This window comes from Mesorhizobium sp. WSM4850 (genome assembly GCF_055811735.1).
In genome coordinates, this window is the sequence record NZ_JBVVPV010000006.1 from 61,637 (window position 1) to 75,766 (window position 14,130).

At 64.2% G+C, this 14,130-nt stretch carries 18 protein-coding genes; 11 read left to right on the plus strand and 7 right to left on the minus strand.

The annotated features are described in order from the left end of the window. Positions 1–197: 197 nt before the first annotated feature. Both AC0L2Z_RS09295 and AC0L2Z_RS09300 read right to left on the minus strand, forming a co-directional pair. Complete coding sequence (locus AC0L2Z_RS09295) at positions 198–2,075, minus strand: ABC-F family ATP-binding cassette domain-containing protein (protein WP_128169222.1); 1,878 nt, start codon at positions 2,073–2,075, stop codon at positions 198–200. A gap of 399 nt (positions 2,076–2,474) precedes the next feature. Continuing rightward, positions 2,475–2,660: a hypothetical protein gene (locus AC0L2Z_RS09300; RefSeq protein ID WP_128169223.1), complete on the minus strand. Its 186-nt coding sequence runs from the start codon at positions 2,658–2,660 to the stop codon at positions 2,475–2,477. Between the two features lie 150 nt (positions 2,661–2,810). Here AC0L2Z_RS09300 and AC0L2Z_RS09305 point away from each other — a divergent pair, with 150 nt between their 5' ends. From AC0L2Z_RS09305 to AC0L2Z_RS09315, 3 genes are all read left to right on the plus strand, one after another. Then, positions 2,811–2,981, plus strand: coding sequence for a hypothetical protein (locus AC0L2Z_RS09305; RefSeq protein ID WP_077375704.1), 171 nt, complete (start codon positions 2,811–2,813; stop codon positions 2,979–2,981). Between the two features lie 94 nt (positions 2,982–3,075). Then, positions 3,076–5,157, plus strand: coding sequence for an ATP-dependent helicase (locus AC0L2Z_RS09310; RefSeq protein ID WP_473627663.1), 2,082 nt, complete (start codon positions 3,076–3,078; stop codon positions 5,155–5,157). A gap of 158 nt (positions 5,158–5,315) precedes the next feature. Continuing rightward, positions 5,316–5,618 (plus strand): DUF982 domain-containing protein, encoded by a 303-nt coding sequence (locus tag AC0L2Z_RS09315; RefSeq protein ID WP_023800658.1) that lies wholly within the window; start codon positions 5,316–5,318, stop codon positions 5,616–5,618. Between the two features lie 91 nt (positions 5,619–5,709). On the opposite strand, the gene AC0L2Z_RS09320 is transcribed toward AC0L2Z_RS09315, so the two are convergent. Next, on the minus strand, positions 5,710–6,222 hold the full coding sequence (locus tag AC0L2Z_RS09320; protein ID WP_091590605.1) for a DinB family protein: 513 nt from the start codon (positions 6,220–6,222) through the stop codon (positions 5,710–5,712). 88 nt (positions 6,223–6,310) lie between these two features. Between AC0L2Z_RS09320 and AC0L2Z_RS09325 the strand changes: the two genes are divergently transcribed. From AC0L2Z_RS09325 to ndk, 4 genes are all read left to right on the plus strand, one after another. Next, positions 6,311–7,012: a glutathione S-transferase family protein gene (locus AC0L2Z_RS09325; RefSeq protein WP_473627664.1), complete on the plus strand. Its 702-nt coding sequence runs from the start codon at positions 6,311–6,313 to the stop codon at positions 7,010–7,012. Positions 7,013–7,167: 155 nt separating this feature from the next. Beyond that, a complete protein-coding gene (bluB, locus tag AC0L2Z_RS09330) occupies positions 7,168–7,803 on the plus strand; it encodes a 5,6-dimethylbenzimidazole synthase (RefSeq protein WP_473627666.1) in 636 nt (211 codons plus the stop codon). A 135-nt stretch (positions 7,804–7,938) separates the two neighbouring features. Beyond that, on the plus strand, positions 7,939–8,235 hold the full coding sequence (locus AC0L2Z_RS09335) for a DUF1905 domain-containing protein (protein WP_128169229.1): 297 nt from the start codon (positions 7,939–7,941) through the stop codon (positions 8,233–8,235). A gap of 212 nt (positions 8,236–8,447) precedes the next feature. Next, on the plus strand, positions 8,448–8,870 hold the full coding sequence (gene ndk, locus AC0L2Z_RS09340; protein WP_287244040.1) for a nucleoside-diphosphate kinase: 423 nt from the start codon (positions 8,448–8,450) through the stop codon (positions 8,868–8,870). A 133-nt stretch (positions 8,871–9,003) separates the two neighbouring features. On the opposite strand, the gene AC0L2Z_RS09345 is transcribed toward ndk, so the two are convergent. Next, positions 9,004–9,768: a YbaY family lipoprotein gene (locus AC0L2Z_RS09345; RefSeq protein ID WP_287229930.1), complete on the minus strand. Its 765-nt coding sequence runs from the start codon at positions 9,766–9,768 to the stop codon at positions 9,004–9,006. A gap of 282 nt (positions 9,769–10,050) precedes the next feature. Here AC0L2Z_RS09345 and AC0L2Z_RS09350 point away from each other — a divergent pair, with 282 nt between their 5' ends. The 4 genes from AC0L2Z_RS09350 to AC0L2Z_RS09365 are packed head-to-tail and all read left to right on the plus strand — an operon-like array spanning position 10,051 to position 12,618. After that, the gene (locus tag AC0L2Z_RS09350; RefSeq protein ID WP_128172761.1) at positions 10,051–10,374 is read left to right on the plus strand and encodes a BufA1 family periplasmic bufferin-type metallophore; all 324 of its coding nucleotides are present in this window, start codon (positions 10,051–10,053) and stop codon (positions 10,372–10,374) included. Positions 10,375–10,401: 27 nt separating this feature from the next. Beyond that, the gene (gene bufB / locus AC0L2Z_RS09355; RefSeq protein ID WP_473627667.1) at positions 10,402–11,331 is read left to right on the plus strand and encodes an MNIO family bufferin maturase; all 930 of its coding nucleotides are present in this window, start codon (positions 10,402–10,404) and stop codon (positions 11,329–11,331) included. Then, on the plus strand, positions 11,318–12,118 hold the full coding sequence (locus tag AC0L2Z_RS09360) for an HvfC/BufC N-terminal domain-containing protein (RefSeq protein ID WP_023800667.1): 801 nt from the start codon (positions 11,318–11,320) through the stop codon (positions 12,116–12,118). The genes bufB and AC0L2Z_RS09360 overlap by 14 nt, the downstream gene beginning before the upstream one ends. Before the next feature lie 2 nt (positions 12,119–12,120). Next, the gene (locus AC0L2Z_RS09365; RefSeq protein ID WP_236386678.1) at positions 12,121–12,618 is read left to right on the plus strand and encodes a DoxX family protein; all 498 of its coding nucleotides are present in this window, start codon (positions 12,121–12,123) and stop codon (positions 12,616–12,618) included. Between the two features lie 81 nt (positions 12,619–12,699). On the opposite strand, the gene AC0L2Z_RS09370 is transcribed toward AC0L2Z_RS09365, so the two are convergent. The 3 genes from AC0L2Z_RS09370 to pgsA are packed head-to-tail and all read right to left on the minus strand — an operon-like array spanning position 12,700 to position 14,045. Further along, positions 12,700–13,188 carry a molybdenum cofactor biosynthesis protein MoaE gene (locus AC0L2Z_RS09370; RefSeq protein WP_287317050.1) on the minus strand — a complete coding sequence of 163 codons (489 nt, stop codon included), beginning with the start codon at positions 13,186–13,188 and terminating at the stop codon, positions 12,700–12,702. Between the two features lies 1 nt (position 13,189). Continuing rightward, positions 13,190–13,447, minus strand: a complete 258-nt coding sequence (gene moaD, locus AC0L2Z_RS09375; protein WP_292482847.1) for a molybdopterin converting factor subunit 1 — start codon at positions 13,445–13,447, stop codon at positions 13,190–13,192. Between the two features lies 1 nt (position 13,448). After that, entirely contained in the window at positions 13,449–14,045 is a 597-nt protein-coding gene (gene pgsA, locus AC0L2Z_RS09380; protein ID WP_128169236.1) for a CDP-diacylglycerol--glycerol-3-phosphate 3-phosphatidyltransferase, read from the minus strand. Positions 14,046–14,130: the final 85 nt, after the last annotated feature.

A 14,130-nucleotide genomic window follows, 5' to 3' on the forward strand; every position in this document is an offset into this window, starting at 1 on the left:
CACCGGGGTGTTGGCCCCTGACCGCCCACCCCCATACCCCCCCTTTTGGGGGTTTTTTGCCCCCCACGCCCACTGGGGGGCCCGCGGCGCGTGGAGCGCCGACATCTTTCGCGACGAAGTAAGACGCTGGCGATCTAGGCGAAACGACCCCCTCTGCCCTGCCGGGCATCTCCCCCCTCGAGGGGGGAGATCACGCGCTACTCCGCCGTGCCTTCCTCATACTCTGCCGACATCGACAGCCATTTTTCCTCATGGCCGGCCAGTGTCTGGGCCAGTTGCGAGCGCTCCTTGGCCAGCCGTGTCGCCGTCGACGGGTCCTTTTCGTAGACCGCCGGATTGGCGAGTTCGTCCTCGATCAAGTCGATGCGCTTGCGAATGCGGTCCATCAGCGCTTCGGTGGCGCGGATCTCCTTGGCCAGCGGCTCGAAGGCGGTGCGGCGCGCTGCCGCGTCACGGCGGCGGTCGGCCTTCGAGGCCTTTTCGGCCTCGCGCTTGCCGCGGCGGTCGCCGGCCACGCCGGTGACCAGCGTCTTGTAATCATCGAGGTCCCCGTCAAAAGGATTGACCGTCCCGTCCTTGACCAGCCACAGCCGGTCGGCCGTTGCCTCGAGCAGATGGCGGTCGTGCGAGATCAGGATGACGGCGCCGGGAAACTCGTTCAGCGCATGGATCAACGATTCACGGCTGTCGATATCGAGATGGTTGGTCGGTTCGTCGAGGATGAACAGGTTTGGCCCCTCGAACGCCGACAGGCCCATCAACAGCCGCGCCTTCTCGCCGCCCGACAGGTCCTTGGCGGCGGTGTTCATCTTTTCGGTGGTCAGTCCGAACTGGGCGACACGGCCGCGCACCTTCGATTCCGGTGCTTCCGGCATCAGCCGGCGGACATGCTCATAGGCGTTTTCACTCGGTCGGAGATCGTCGAGCTGATGCTGGGCAAAGATCGCCACCTTCAGGCCGGGCGCCACCGTCATGGTGCCGGTCTCCTGCTTCAGGCGGCCGGACAGCAATTTGGCGAAGGTCGACTTGCCGTTGCCGTTGGCGCCGAGCAGTGCGATACGGTCGTCGGCATCGATGCGCAGCGTCATCTTCTTCAGGATCGGCTCACCCTCGACATAGCCGACATTGACGTTGTTGAGCGCAATGATCGGCGAGGCCACCGTCTTCACCGGCTCGGGAAAGGAGAACGGCCGCACGTTGTCGTTCACAATCGCGGCGATCGGCTTCATCTTCTCCAGCGCCTTGATGCGCGACTGCGCCTGTCTCGCCTTGGAAGCCTTGGCGCGGAAGCGCTCGACGAAGGACTCCATGTGCTTGCGTGCGGCTTCCTGCTTGACCCTGCCCTTCTCCTGCAATTCGCGCTGCTCGGTGAATTGGCGCTCGAACTGGTCGTAGCCGCCGCGCCAGAAGGTCAGCTTCTTCTGGTCGAGATGGACGATCGAGTTGACGGCGCGGTTGAGCAGGTCGCGGTCGTGCGAGATCAGCAGCACTGTGTGCGGATATTTCGACACGTAGTTTTCCAGCCACAGCGTGCCTTCGAGGTCGAGATAGTTGGTCGGTTCGTCGAGCAGCAGCAGATCGGGCTCGGCAAACAGCACCGCCGCGAGTGCGACGCGCATGCGCCAGCCGCCGGAGAACGACGAGGCCGGCCGCCGCTGGGCGGCGTCGTCGAAGCCGAGGCCGGCGAGGATGGTGGCGGCACGAGACTCGGCCGAATGGGCGTCGATATCGGCCAGCCGCATGTGGATGTCGGCGATACGGTGCGGATCGGTCGCCGTCGTTTCCTCATCGAGCAATGCGGAGCGTTCGAGGTCGGCCTTGAGCACGATCTCGATCAGCGGCTCCTCGGTGCCGGGAGCCTCCTGCGCCACCTGGCCGATGCGCGTGTTCTTCGGCAGGCCGATCGAGCCGGTCTCGGAGGCGAGGTCGCCGGTGATCGCCTTGAACAAAGTGGTCTTGCCGGTGCCGTTGCGGCCGACAAGCCCTGCCTTGCTGCCGGCCGGCAAGGTCAGCGAGGCATGGTCAAGAAGCAGGCGTCCGGCCATGCGGAGCGAAAGGTCGTTGATGATCAGCATGGCCGCGCTTTTGCACGGGACGTCAGCGCTTCGCAAGACCTCGAGCACCGGTTGGCCGCATAAGGCATGAAAATGGCCGCCAGCGGCAGGTTGCCCGGTGCCGCGGGACGAGAAAGAAGACGATTGATCCGATCGCCGGCCTCGCCGGATCAAAGGACCAGCTCCGGGCTGGACCGGGAACCGGCTGCGATAGAGTGGCGCCTGGCGAGCACCGGCTTCTCAGCCGAAAACTGCACATTTGTCAGTTAATTGCCGGTGCAAAGGCGGTCGTCTTCGACTATCGCGTCATGACGCTAAGGCAAGACTCAGCTATGTCTAGGTGTGCGGCGGACCTGATACCCGCCTGGCCGGCGTCATCGCTCCCCTCCCAAGCGGCGCCGGCCATCTTTCCTACAGCTTTCACTGCGCCGGCGGCGCGGCGGGTTGATCATCGCCTGGCGTTGAGTTGGGCGCAGGGTCGACCTGCGGGTTTTGATCGGCGCCGGGAGCCTTTGTCGGTGGAATGTTGTTGTCGCAGGCCGCGACAGCCAGCGCTGCGGCCAAGACGAGCCAAGTCGGGGCCAGCAAAGTTGAGAGCTTGTTCATCGCAACCTCCTGTCACCGGGCAAACGAGACGGTGCCGATTTGGTTGCACGCTCGGGCAAGAGCTTGGGACGTTTTGGAACCCGGGGAACAAAACGAGAGAGGGGAACAAAACGCGGGCTCCTCGGTTGGTCCACACCAATGGAGAAAATCATGATCCGTCTGCTCATAGCCGGGGCCGCCGTCTATGTGGCCTACCGCATCGTCAGGGAAATCGTCGACGAAGTGCCCGACGACTTCGATCCGCTGTTGCTGCCGCCTCCCGATGACGACAAGTCGCTGCCGCGGCAGTCAGCGGCGATGGGCGTCGAGCCGCAGCGCTAGTTTCGGTTCGTCGGTGGGGCGCCAGTAGGATCGGAAGCATCGGACGCACGTACGAAAGCGTTGCGAACAAAGCAGAAACGATGCTTGATGGGCAATGAACCTCGCTGCCCGTGATTCGACCTTCCGGCCTGCCTATCTCGCAAAGCTGAATGCCGAGCAGTGCGTTGCCGTCGAGCATGGTGACGGCAAGGTCGCCGGGCCACTGCTGGTGATCGCCGGGGCCGGCTCCGGCAAGACCAGCACGCTGGCGCATCGCGTCGCGCATCTGATCGTCAGGGGCGCCGACCCTAGGCGCATCCTTTTGATGACGTTTTCGCGTCGCGCCGCATCGGAATTGGCCAAGCGGGTCGAGCGCATCGCCGGCGAGGTGCTCGGCCGCGACGCTTCCATCATCACCGATGCGCTTACCTGGGCCGGCACGTTTCACGGCATCGGCGCCAGGCTGCTGCGCGACTACGCGCTGGAGATCGGCCTCGATCCGGCCTTCACCATCCACGACCGCGAGGATTCGGCCGACCTGATGAATCTCGCCCGGCACGAACTAGGCTTCTCGAAGACTGAAGGCCGTTTTCCGACCAAGGGCACGTGCCTGGCGATCTATTCGCGTGCCGTCAACGCGCAGGCGCCGCTCGGCGAAGTTTTGGGTTCGGTGTTTCCCTGGTGCGCGGGATGGGCAGAACAGCTTAAGGCGCTGTTCGCCCGATATGTCGAGGCCAAGCAGGCGCAGAACGTGCTCGATTACGACGACCTGCTGCTCTACTGGGCGCAGATGGCCGGCGAGCCGGAGATATCGGCGCATCTGGGTGGGCGTTTCGACCATGTGCTGGTCGACGAATACCAGGACACCAACCGGCTGCAGGCCTCGATCCTCGCGGCGCTCAAGCCGGACGGATCCGGGCTGACGGTGGTCGGCGACGATGCGCAGTCGATCTATTCGTTTCGCGCCGCGGAAGTGCGCAACATCCTCGACTTTCCAAAACAGTTCGCCCGGCCGGCCGAGATCGTCATGCTGGAGCGCAACTACCGCTCGACCGAGACCATCCTGGCCGCCGCCAATGCGGTAATCGGCGAGGCCTCGGAGCGCTTTACCAAGAACCTCTGGTCGGAGCGCAAATCGACCGAAAAGCCGAAGCTGGTCAGCGTCCGCGACGAGGCCGAGCAGGCGAGTTACGTCTGTCAGGCGATCCTGACCGAGCGCGAGGCGGGCACGGCGCTGAAGGCGCAGGCCGTGCTGTTTCGCGCCTCGCACCACAGCGGGCCGCTGGAGATCGAACTGACGCGCCGCAACATCCCGTTCGTCAAGTTCGGCGGGCTGAAGTTCCTCGACGCCGCCCATGTCAAGGACGTGCTGGCGGTGCTGCGCTTCGCCGAGAACCCGCGCGACCGCGTCGCCGGTTTTCGCGTGCTGCAGCTTTTGCCCGGCATCGGCCCTTCGGCGGCTTCGCAGATCGTCGACACCATGGCGACGTCGCTCGACGAAGCGATGGGGCTGGCGCGCTACCGGCCGCCGCAACGCGCCGCCGACGACTGGCCGGGTTTCGTCGCGCTGTTCTCGCAGCTTCGCGCCGGGTCGGGAAAATGGCCTGTTGACCTCGAACAGGTCAGGCTCTGGTATGAGCCGCATCTCGACCGCATCCACGAGGACGCAACGACACGCCGGGCCGATATTCTGCAGCTCGAGCAGATCGCCTCGGGCTATGCCTCGCGCGAGCGTTTCCTCACCGAGCTGACCCTCGATCCGCCGGATGCAACCAGCGACGAGGCCGGGCCGCCGCATCGCGACGAGGACTATCTGATCCTGTCGACCATCCATTCGGCCAAGGGCCAGGAATGGAAGAACGTCTTCGTGCTCAACACCGTCGACGGCTGCATCCCGATCGATCTCGCCGTCGGCTCGAAGGAGGATATCGACGAGGAGCGCCGCCTGCTCTACGTGGCGATGACGCGGGCCAAGGACGGCCTGCACCTGGTCATGCCGCAGCGCTTTTTCGTCCACGGCCAGGCGGCGCGCGGCGATCGCCATGTTTACGCCTCGCGCACCCGCTTCATCCCGGCCTCGATCCTCGGCGCCTTCGAACAGACATCGTGGGCGAGCATCCAGGCCACGGATGATCCGCGCCGCCAGCCGCAAGTGCGCGTCGACCTTGGCGCCCGCATGCGCGACATGTGGAAATAGGCCGCTCTTCGGCACGACGCTCATGCCACGGAGCTTGGTGGCGAAAATCAAATTTCGGCAACATGGAACCTGATGCCGCAATCCGCGTTTCTGGGCGTCCTACCCCCGGTCGGAGAGCGGCGTCCGCCCGTCACCTCCGCCCAATTCGAGAGGCCAGAATGCACGATAAGACATTTTTCACCCCGGTCGCCGTAACCGTCGGCGCCGGCCATAAGCGCATGATCGCTTCGCTGTTCGACATGCATGAGTTCCTGACCGAGTTCCCGCCATCGCGGCGACGCCTGAGCTATGGCGCGGCGGTGAAGGCCTGCGAGGCGGCACGCGCTGGCGAGATCTCGCCCGAGGCCGCGCGCGACGCCCTGACCACCTTCGCAGTTTCGGCAGGCATTCTCTGGCCCTCGGCGCAGCCGGCAGTCTCGGTCAAGCCGATCTCCCGCGGCCAGGGGGGATACGCCGCCTGACTGCGCCAGGCCTGTTTTGCGACTATAGCCCGTCGAAGTTGCTGTTCGCCTTCGACGGGTTTCCTGTCAATTCGATCCGGATGATCCCAAATCAGGCGTAGGCGCGGCCCTCTTCGCTGCGCTGGAACAGCGTCAGGTCGAGCGGCACCGAAGGCCGGCCGAGAATGGTCAGGATCGCGTGCGCCTGGCCGCGGTGATGGGTCTGGTGATTGAAGAAATGATCAAGCGCCGGCGCCAATCGCTGCGAGACGGTGCGCATGTCGGAGACGGTCATGTAGGAGAAGCGGCCGGACAAAGCCTTGTCGCTTGACGCCCCAACCCAGTCGACGATCCTTTTGTCTTCGGCCTCGCGCGCCAGCCGCAAGCCCGGCAGGGCGCGGTGCAGGACCGTGTCGAGCCTGGCCGGCGCGTCGCCCTCGCCGGTAAAGCGCCTCATCCAGATGCGATCGGCAGTCAGGACATGGTTGAGCGTCCCCATCATCGAGCCGAAGAAGACCCCGACGTTGCGGTGAAAATCTTCCTCGTCGAGATCGGCGGCGGCATCGTAGATGCGGCTATTGGCCCATTGATTGTAGGCCGCAAACATCATGAAGTGCTGTTTCATCGTTTTCTCCGGCCCGCGAGACCCCGTTTCGGGTGCTTACCGCAAGGCCCGAACGTCGCTCTAGTAGACCGCAGGGAAGCTGCCGCCAATGACCATTCTGCTCTATGATCTCGTCGGACGCGATGGCGCCCGTCCGTTCAGCCCGCATTGCTGGAAGGCGACGATGGCGCTTGCCCACAAGGGCCTCGATATCTCAACCGTGCCGACACGCTTTCTCGAAATGCCCACCGTTGAAGGCGGCGTTTCAAAACTCGTTCCGGTGATCCGCGACGGCGAGAAGGTGGTCGCCGATTCTTTCGCCATCGCGCTCTATCTCGACGAGGCCTATCCAGAGCGACCGACATTGTTTTGCGGCGACGGCGGCAAGGCGATGGCGCGCTTCGTCGAACGCTGGTCGCAACTGACCATCCACCCCTATGTCACCACTGCGGCGATCATGGACCTGCACGCCATGCAGGACGAGGCCAACGCCGCCTATTTTCGCCAAAGCCGCGAGCAGCGCTTCGGCAAGAGACTGGAAGAGGTGGTGGCGGCGCGGGACGCCGGCCTTGGTGCCTTCCGTGCCTCGCTGGAACCATTGCGCTCGATGCTTGCCTATCAGCCGTTCATCGGCGGCCAATCACCGCTGTTTGCCGACTACATCGTCTTCGGCGCGCTGCAATGGGCGCGCATCGCCTCGCCCTACCGGTTGCTCGACGACAACGATGTGGTGGCGCAGTGGTTCGAGCGCTGCCTCGACCTGCATGATGGGCTCGGCCGCACGGTGGCGGCGGCTGCCGCCGCGGCATAGGGGAGTAAGGGAGTAGGGCAGTGGGGAGTAAGGAAGTAGCGGCGGCGCGCATTCCTACTCCCCTACTGCCCCACTGCCCTACTGCCCTATTCCCCTACTGCCTACTTCCTACTTCCTTACTGCCCTACTCCCCTAGCAAAGACAGCACGAGCACCATGACCTCAGACCCGGAATTCCCGGACGATTTTCGCGCCGATCTGGCCAATCTCTTGCTGTGGCGGCGGGATGTCAGGCGATTCAGGCCGACACCGCTCCCCGAAGGCGCGCTGGAACGGCTGCTTGACCTCGCCAGCATTGCGCCCTCGGTCGGGCTGAGCCAGCCCTGGCGTTTCGTCATGGTCGAGAGTGCGGAATGCCGCGCCGCCGTCAGGACATGCTTCGAGCGCTGCAATGCGGAGGCGCTCGCATCGTTCGGCGGCGAACGCGCCGCGCTCTACGCGCGCCTGAAGCTTGCCGGCCTGAACGAGGCGCCTTGTCAATTCGCGGTCTTCGCCGACCGCGGGACGCAACAGGGGCATGGGCTCGGCCGCCTGACCATGCCCGCTACCATCGAATATTCGGCGGTGATGGCGATCCATACTTTTTGGCTGGCGGCGCGCGCCGAAGGAATAGGCATGGGCTGGGTCTCGATCCTCGACCCGGCCGAAATGGCGACGATCCTGGACGCGCCGCCGGAGTGGACGCTGATCGGTTACTTCTGCGTCGGCTGCCCCTGCGAGAACCACAGCGTGCCGGAACTGGAACGGGAAGGCTGGGAAGTCCGGCGCGCTTCGATGGTGACAAGGCGGTAGGGCAACGGCAACGCTGCCATCCTCTTTTGCAGGGAAGAATGGATATCATGGTTGATTTCGCCGGTCGCCGGCGTTGCCGACAAGACACCATGGCAAAGCCAGCCGTGACGGCCTTGATCTGAGGAAGGGCACAAGATGTTTCGCTACGACGTGCAGGCCGAGATCTGGGTCTATCCAGGCAAGGGCGGCTGGCATTTCGTGACGCTGCCGCCGGAGCTTGGGGCACGGATCAAGTCGGCAATGGCGGGGATGGCACGGCCCTGGGGCTCGCTTGGCGTGGAAGCCGTCATCGGCCAGACCAGATGGCGAACATCGCTGTTTCCCGACAAGAAATCCGGCAGCCTGCTGTTGCCGATCAAGACGGCGGTGCGGGTCCGCGAAGGCCTTCGGGCTGGCGACACGGCCAATCTGACGATCGAGATGAAGTTATGACAACATTGGTTTTGGCTGACGGCGACACGCTATGCCGCGGCTAAAGCACGTCGGAGACGCGCTTAAGTTCTTGTTTTTATGCATGTCGTTATCGCAAAATCGCTGCGCACTTTTGCGCGACATGCATTAGCGCCAGCCCCTTGGCAAGCCGGCGGGCGGCTTGTATAGAGCCCGCCACCGTGAATTCCACCCTCCATCACAAGGACGACCCCATGGCGCTCGAACGCACCTTTTCCATGATCAAGCCGGACGCAACCCGGCGCAATCTCACCGGCGCCATTACCCAGATACTCGAAGAAGCCGGCCTGCGCGTCGTCGCCTCGCGCCGGGTGTGGATGAGCCGCCGCGAGGCGGAAGGTTTTTATGCCGTGCACAAGGATCGTCCGTTCTTCGGCGAACTGGTCGAGTCGATGTCGTCGGGCCCAACGGTCGTGCAGGTGCTGGAAGGCGAGAACGCCATTGCCAAAAACCGCGACGTGATGGGCGCCACCAACCCGGCCAACGCCGCCGAAGGCACCATCCGCAAAGTGCACGCGCTGTCGATCGGCGAGAATTCCGTGCACGGCTCCGACGCGCCGGAGACCGCCGCGCAGGAGATCAAATACTGGTTCTCGGACACCGAGATCGTCGGCTGAGCCGATAAGTCACCACGTCATATGCAGAAAGGCCGGCGCAATGCCGGCCTTTTTCGTTGCGGCGATCCGGCACCGGACGCCGGGCGCCGACACCCGCCAACTGCGCGTGATGCTCAAAAACCGAAACCGGTTATCAGCTCGCGGCGTTGAAGCGCAGGATGACGCGGTCGTCTTTGTCGACGATGATGAGCTTGCCGGCGTCGACGTGATACGATGCCGCCTTGGCCAGCGCCTCGAACAGCGCCTTTTCCTCGGCCATAGTCTCGGGCGCGCAGGCCTTGAACGTCGAACCGATGTCACTGATGGCAATCGTCGAACCATCGACTTTGGCGGTGGCGAAGTAGACGTTGCAAGGCCCGCTGCCTCCGGCCTTGCCGGCCTCGTCGATCCTGAACGTCGCCTGCGGCTCGGCGATCACACCAATGCCGTCGATATACTCGATCAGCCAGCTCTGCCCGACCACCGGGGCCGACGCCGGCTGCTCGCTCGACGTCACCATCTTCAGCATGATGGTCTGCGGCGCGTCGCTCAGTGGATCGACCTGGTGGCGCATATCGGAGATGAACAACAGCCTGTCGTCGACGGTGATGCGCGCCTGCAGCGCATAGGTCATATGAGGCCGGATCACCTGGGGATCAAAGCTGATCTCGAACTTGATCGGCACCTGGCCGGCCGGCGCCACCTTGCGCTCGCCGATGACAGCGGCCGTCGCGTCGGCCAGCGAGACATCGGCAAGCTGCACGGAAAGCACGGCTTTCGGCGGCAGAGCGATGCGCTCGCGATACATCACCTCGCCCTTCAGGGTCTTCTCGGCAGCGACTGACAGCTCAGGCACCACCAGTATACCGACCAGCGGCACGACACCGAAGATGAAGAACTCGGTGATCCTGCCCAGCATGATCCTGCTCCCCATAATGCGCCAAACTGGTCGGAAGGTCTCGCAGGATTGCGGTGGTTCCGTGGCGCCCCACACGGGCTGTTCACACGGCGGTGCCTTCCGGCGGCTCGTTGCCCTGTGGTCGGCCTCCTTGGCGTGACAGGCGAAATATTGCTCACGCCAGGTCCCCATGCGATCACGAAGTCGTGTTCCAAAAAGATGTAACGCAGGGAACCTCCGAACCGAACTAACCATGCGCGCTTGAGGAACGGCGCGCGCAACAACCCAAGCGGAGGTGAAATCATGTCAACAAGATCAACCGTGAGCACGGCCTTTCTGGCCGGCGCCGTTGCCACGGCCCTTGCTTCTTTTGCGACGGCCGCGCCGCTGTCCGAGGCAGAGGCCAAGGCAGCGATGGATGCCGGCAAGGAGAAGTGCTTTGGCGTCGCCCTGAAGGGGCAGAACGACTGCGCGGCAGGACCAGGCACCACCTGCCAAGGCACCTCGACGGTCGATTACCAGGGCAACGCCTGGAAGTTCGTCGACGGCGGCACCTGTACGACGATGGACCTGCCCGGCGACCGCAAGGGCTCGCCCACGGCGCTGACCCGCGACGTCCCGTCCTAAGCAATGCAAGCTGCCCGGAAAGCGGAGATGAAGATGAACGGACTGGCCCCGGCATCCCGCACATCGAAAACCTCGCGCTTTCCGGCGCACCCGATCGCCGGCCTTGCCGGCACCAGTTTCAAGCACGGGCATCTGCACGCGATCCTTGGCGACGGCCCAAAGGACGGCTTCTTCGAGGTCCACGCCGAAAACTACATGGGCGCCGGCGGTCCGCCGCACGATGCGCTGACCAGGATTCGCCGCGACTATCCCGTTTCGCTGCACGGGGTGTGCATGTCGATCGGCGGACCGCGGCCGCTCGACAAAGTGCATCTCGGCCGCTTCAAGGCGCTCGTCGACCGCTATGAGCCGGCGCTCGTTTCCGAGCATCTCGCCTGGTCGACCCACGACACCACCTATTACAACGACCTGCTTCCCCTGCCCTATACGCCGGCAACGGTTTCGCGCGTGGCGGATCACATCGATGAAATGCAGGAGACGATCGGCCGCCCGATCCTGCTCGAGAACCCCTCGACCTACGTCCTTTTCGCGGAATCGACGATGAGCGAGACGGATTTCATCGGCGCGCTGGTGCAGCGCACCGGTTGCGGCCTGCTGCTCGACGTCAACAATGTTTTCGTTTCGGCCACCAATCACGGCTATTCAGCCGTTTCCTACCTCGCGGATTTCCCGCTCGATCATGTCGGGGAAATCCATCTGGCCGGGCACGCCGAGCAGGAGGATGACGAAGGCGACCTGCTGCTCATCGACAGCCATGACGGTCCGGTCGCCGACGCGGTCTGGAAGCTCTTCGATATCGTCATCGGCCGATGCGGACCGCTGCCGACGCTGATCGAGTGGGACAGCAACATTCCCGACTGGCCGGTGCTCAAGGCGGAGGCCGCCGCCGCCCAAGCGATTCTCTACCATCACGGCGACAGCCACCATGTGTTCGGAAAAGCCCATGCCGCAGGATGAGCTCCAGTCGGGCGATCTTAGCCACCGGTTCGACTATGCCACGGCATTCACCGCCGGTTTGCTCGATCCTGACCGTGCCCCGCCTGACGCCGTCTCAGGGCCGAACGGGAAGGCGGCAGTCAAACGATACGCCGTCTACCGCAACAACGTCACGGTCAGCCTGATCGATGCGCTGGTCGCCAGCTTTCCAGCGACGCTGCGTATCACCGGCCCGGACTTCTTTCGGGCGATGGCGCGCTTCCATGTCCGCGAAACGCCACCCACTTCGCCGCTTCTGTTCGAATACGGCCGCGACTTTCCCGACTTCATCGAGCGCTACGATTATGCGCGGCCGATGCCATGGCTGGCTGACGTGGCGCGCCTGGAGCGGGCCTGGCTCGACGCCTATCATGCCGCCGACGCGGAACCGCTGGCTTGCGTAGCACTGGCCTCGATCCCGCCCGAACGGCTGGCCGATACCGTGTTCGTACGGCACTCGGCAACGCATGCCATTCGCTCGCGCTATCCGGTCGTGACGATCTTTGCGGCGAACCGGCGCGACGGCCCCGTCGGGCGGATCGAGGCGGACGGCCCTGAAGATGCGCTGGTCACGCGGCCCGGACTCGAAGTCTTTGTTCGCCACCTGCCGCCCGGCGGCGCAGCTTTTCTGGATCGTCTGATGGCGGGCGAGCCGCTCGGCGCGGCGGCCGCGGCAGCATTTGCGGAAACTGCCGAATTCGACCTTGCCGCCAACATTGCCGGCCTGCTGCAAGCAGGCGCCTTCACAGCGGCAGACCAGGGAGGGTGAGCATGACGAACCATGGATGGAACGCCAGCACCGAGCCGCGAGGGGCTGCCACCCTCGTCGAGAGGGTGAATGCCGCGCTGCGCACGAGTGCCACACCGTCGCTGACGCAACTCGTCCTGCGCTGCGCCCTCGCTGTCCCGTTCTGGCGGTCCGGCGTCAACAAATGGGACGGGTTTTTGCAGCTGAACGAGGTGGCCGTGCTGCTTTTCAGTTCGGAGCTCAAGCTGCATCTGCCCGGCGGCCCCTACGATTTTCCCGCGCCTGGGCTGGTGGCGTTCGCCTCAGGATCGGCGGAAATCCTGCTGCCAATTCTTCTCGTTCTCGGCCTGGCGACACGACTGGCGGCATTCGGCCTGCTCGTGATGACGCTGGTCATACAACTCACCGTGCCGGACGGCTGGCCGCTGCACATCACCTGGGCGGCGATGGCGCTCGGCATCATGGCGTGGGGACCCGGCCGGATTGCGCTCGATCACTGGATCGGCACTGACAAGGGCTGATGGAAGGCCCGGGGGCTGATGGGAGGCCGAGGGGTGATCGGGGTTGATGTGAACCTCGCCCTCCAGCGGTGACGCGAAGCATCAATTTCGTTTCGGCACGGCCTGCTTCCAGCGGCTTGCGGCCTCGTCGTCGGCCTCCTTGGCGTCGACCCAGCCGCCTTGCGAGCCGTCGGTGTGGTGTTCCTTCTTCCAGAACGGCGCGCGCGATTTTAGATAATCCATCAGGAAGTTCGCCGCCTCGAACGCCGCCTGGCGGTGGGCGGAGGCCGCGACCACCAGCACGATGTTCTCACCGGGCGCGATCCTGCCGTGGCGATGGATGGCGGTGAGCCCCTGCAGCGGCCAGCGCTGAACCGCTTCGGCGGCGATGCGGCCGATCTCGGCCTCGGCCATGCCGGGATAATGTTCGAGCTCGAGTGCCGCGAGCCTGCCCGCTTCATCGCGGCAGAGACCTGAGAAAGTCACCACGGCGCCGATGTCGGCGCGGCCTTGCGTCATCCTGGCGATCTCGGCGGCGACATCGAAATCCTCCGCCTGGATGCGCACCGTCGGCACCACCGCGCCGGGCATTTCAACCACCCGTCATCGGCGGGAACAGCGCGATCTCGCGCGCGCCTGATATCTTCTCGCGGTGCTCGACATGTTCCTGGTTGATGGCGACGCGGATCACGTCAGGATATTGCAGCGCGTGCTCGTACTCCTCGCCGCGCGATTTCAGCCAGCGCAGCAGGTCGGCCACCGTCTCGATGCCGGCGGGCAAATCGACGTCCTCTTGCGGCTTGCCGATCCGCTCGCGCACCCAGGCGAAATAGATGAGCCTCGTCGACATGCTACTCGTCCATGATGTGCTTGAGGCCGGCACGGAAATAGTCGTAGCCGGTGTAAAGCGTCACCAGCGCGGCGATCCACAACAGCACAAGCCCGATCTGGGTGGTCAGCGGGAAGATCTTGTCGCCGGCAGGTCCCGCGAGCAGAAAGGCGATGGCGATCATCTGGATGGTGGTCTTCCACTTCGCCAGCTGCGTCACCGGCACCGAGACCTTCAGCGCCGCCAGATATTCGCGCAGGCCCGAGACCAGGATCTCGCGGCACAGGATGATGATTGCCGCCCACAGCGACCAGCCGGCGATGCCGGCATGCCTATCGGTATCGGCCGCCAGCAGCAGCAGGCATGTGGCGACCAGCAACTTGTCGGCGATCGGATCGAGCATCTTGCCGATATTCGAGGTCTGCTGCCAGGCGCGCGCCAGATAGCCGTCGAAATAATCGGTGATCGAGGCAAGCAGGAAAATGACCAGCGCCGACCAGCGGGCGAAGTCGCTCGACTTCAGATGGCCTTCGAGAAAAAAACACAGCACAACCAGCGGCACCGCGAGGATGCGGACGTAGGTGAGCATGTTGGGCAGGTTGAATGCGCGCTGGGCCATTTCTTTGGAACTCTTTCTACCTGCCTACTCAAATCAGAAGCGAATGTGGGGGGTCAACAGATGATAGTCGATGGACCAGCCGAAA

Coding starts and splice junctions, on each gene's coding strand:
- AC0L2Z_RS09305 (WP_077375704.1), top strand. CDS start 2,811: ATGATCCGTCTGCTCATAGCCGGGGCCGCCGTCTATGTGGCCTACCGC.
- AC0L2Z_RS09360 (WP_023800667.1), top strand. CDS start 11,318: ATGCCGCAGGATGAGCTCCAGTCGGGCGATCTTAGCCACCGGTTCGAC.
- pgsA (WP_128169236.1), bottom strand. CDS start 14,045: ATGGCCCAGCGCGCATTCAACCTGCCCAACATGCTCACCTACGTCCGC.
- AC0L2Z_RS09300 (WP_128169223.1), bottom strand. CDS start 2,660: ATGAACAAGCTCTCAACTTTGCTGGCCCCGACTTGGCTCGTCTTGGCC.
- ndk (WP_287244040.1), top strand. CDS start 8,448: ATGGCGCTCGAACGCACCTTTTCCATGATCAAGCCGGACGCAACCCGG.
- AC0L2Z_RS09370 (WP_287317050.1), bottom strand. CDS start 13,188: ATGCCCGGCGCGGTGGTGCCGACGGTGCGCATCCAGGCGGAGGATTTC.
- AC0L2Z_RS09325 (WP_473627664.1), top strand. CDS start 6,311: ATGACCATTCTGCTCTATGATCTCGTCGGACGCGATGGCGCCCGTCCG.
- AC0L2Z_RS09365 (WP_236386678.1), top strand. CDS start 12,121: ATGACGAACCATGGATGGAACGCCAGCACCGAGCCGCGAGGGGCTGCC.
- bluB (WP_473627666.1), top strand. CDS start 7,168: ATGACCTCAGACCCGGAATTCCCGGACGATTTTCGCGCCGATCTGGCC.
- AC0L2Z_RS09295 (WP_128169222.1), bottom strand. CDS start 2,075: ATGCTGATCATCAACGACCTTTCGCTCCGCATGGCCGGACGCCTGCTT.
- AC0L2Z_RS09335 (WP_128169229.1), top strand. CDS start 7,939: ATGTTTCGCTACGACGTGCAGGCCGAGATCTGGGTCTATCCAGGCAAG.
- moaD (WP_292482847.1), bottom strand. CDS start 13,447: ATGTCGACGAGGCTCATCTATTTCGCCTGGGTGCGCGAGCGGATCGGC.
- bufB (WP_473627667.1), top strand. CDS start 10,402: ATGAAGATGAACGGACTGGCCCCGGCATCCCGCACATCGAAAACCTCG.
- AC0L2Z_RS09345 (WP_287229930.1), bottom strand. CDS start 9,768: ATGCTGGGCAGGATCACCGAGTTCTTCATCTTCGGTGTCGTGCCGCTG.
- AC0L2Z_RS09320 (WP_091590605.1), bottom strand. CDS start 6,222: ATGAAACAGCACTTCATGATGTTTGCGGCCTACAATCAATGGGCCAAT.
- AC0L2Z_RS09315 (WP_023800658.1), top strand. CDS start 5,316: ATGCACGATAAGACATTTTTCACCCCGGTCGCCGTAACCGTCGGCGCC.
- AC0L2Z_RS09310 (WP_473627663.1), top strand. CDS start 3,076: ATGAACCTCGCTGCCCGTGATTCGACCTTCCGGCCTGCCTATCTCGCA.
- AC0L2Z_RS09350 (WP_128172761.1), top strand. CDS start 10,051: ATGTCAACAAGATCAACCGTGAGCACGGCCTTTCTGGCCGGCGCCGTT.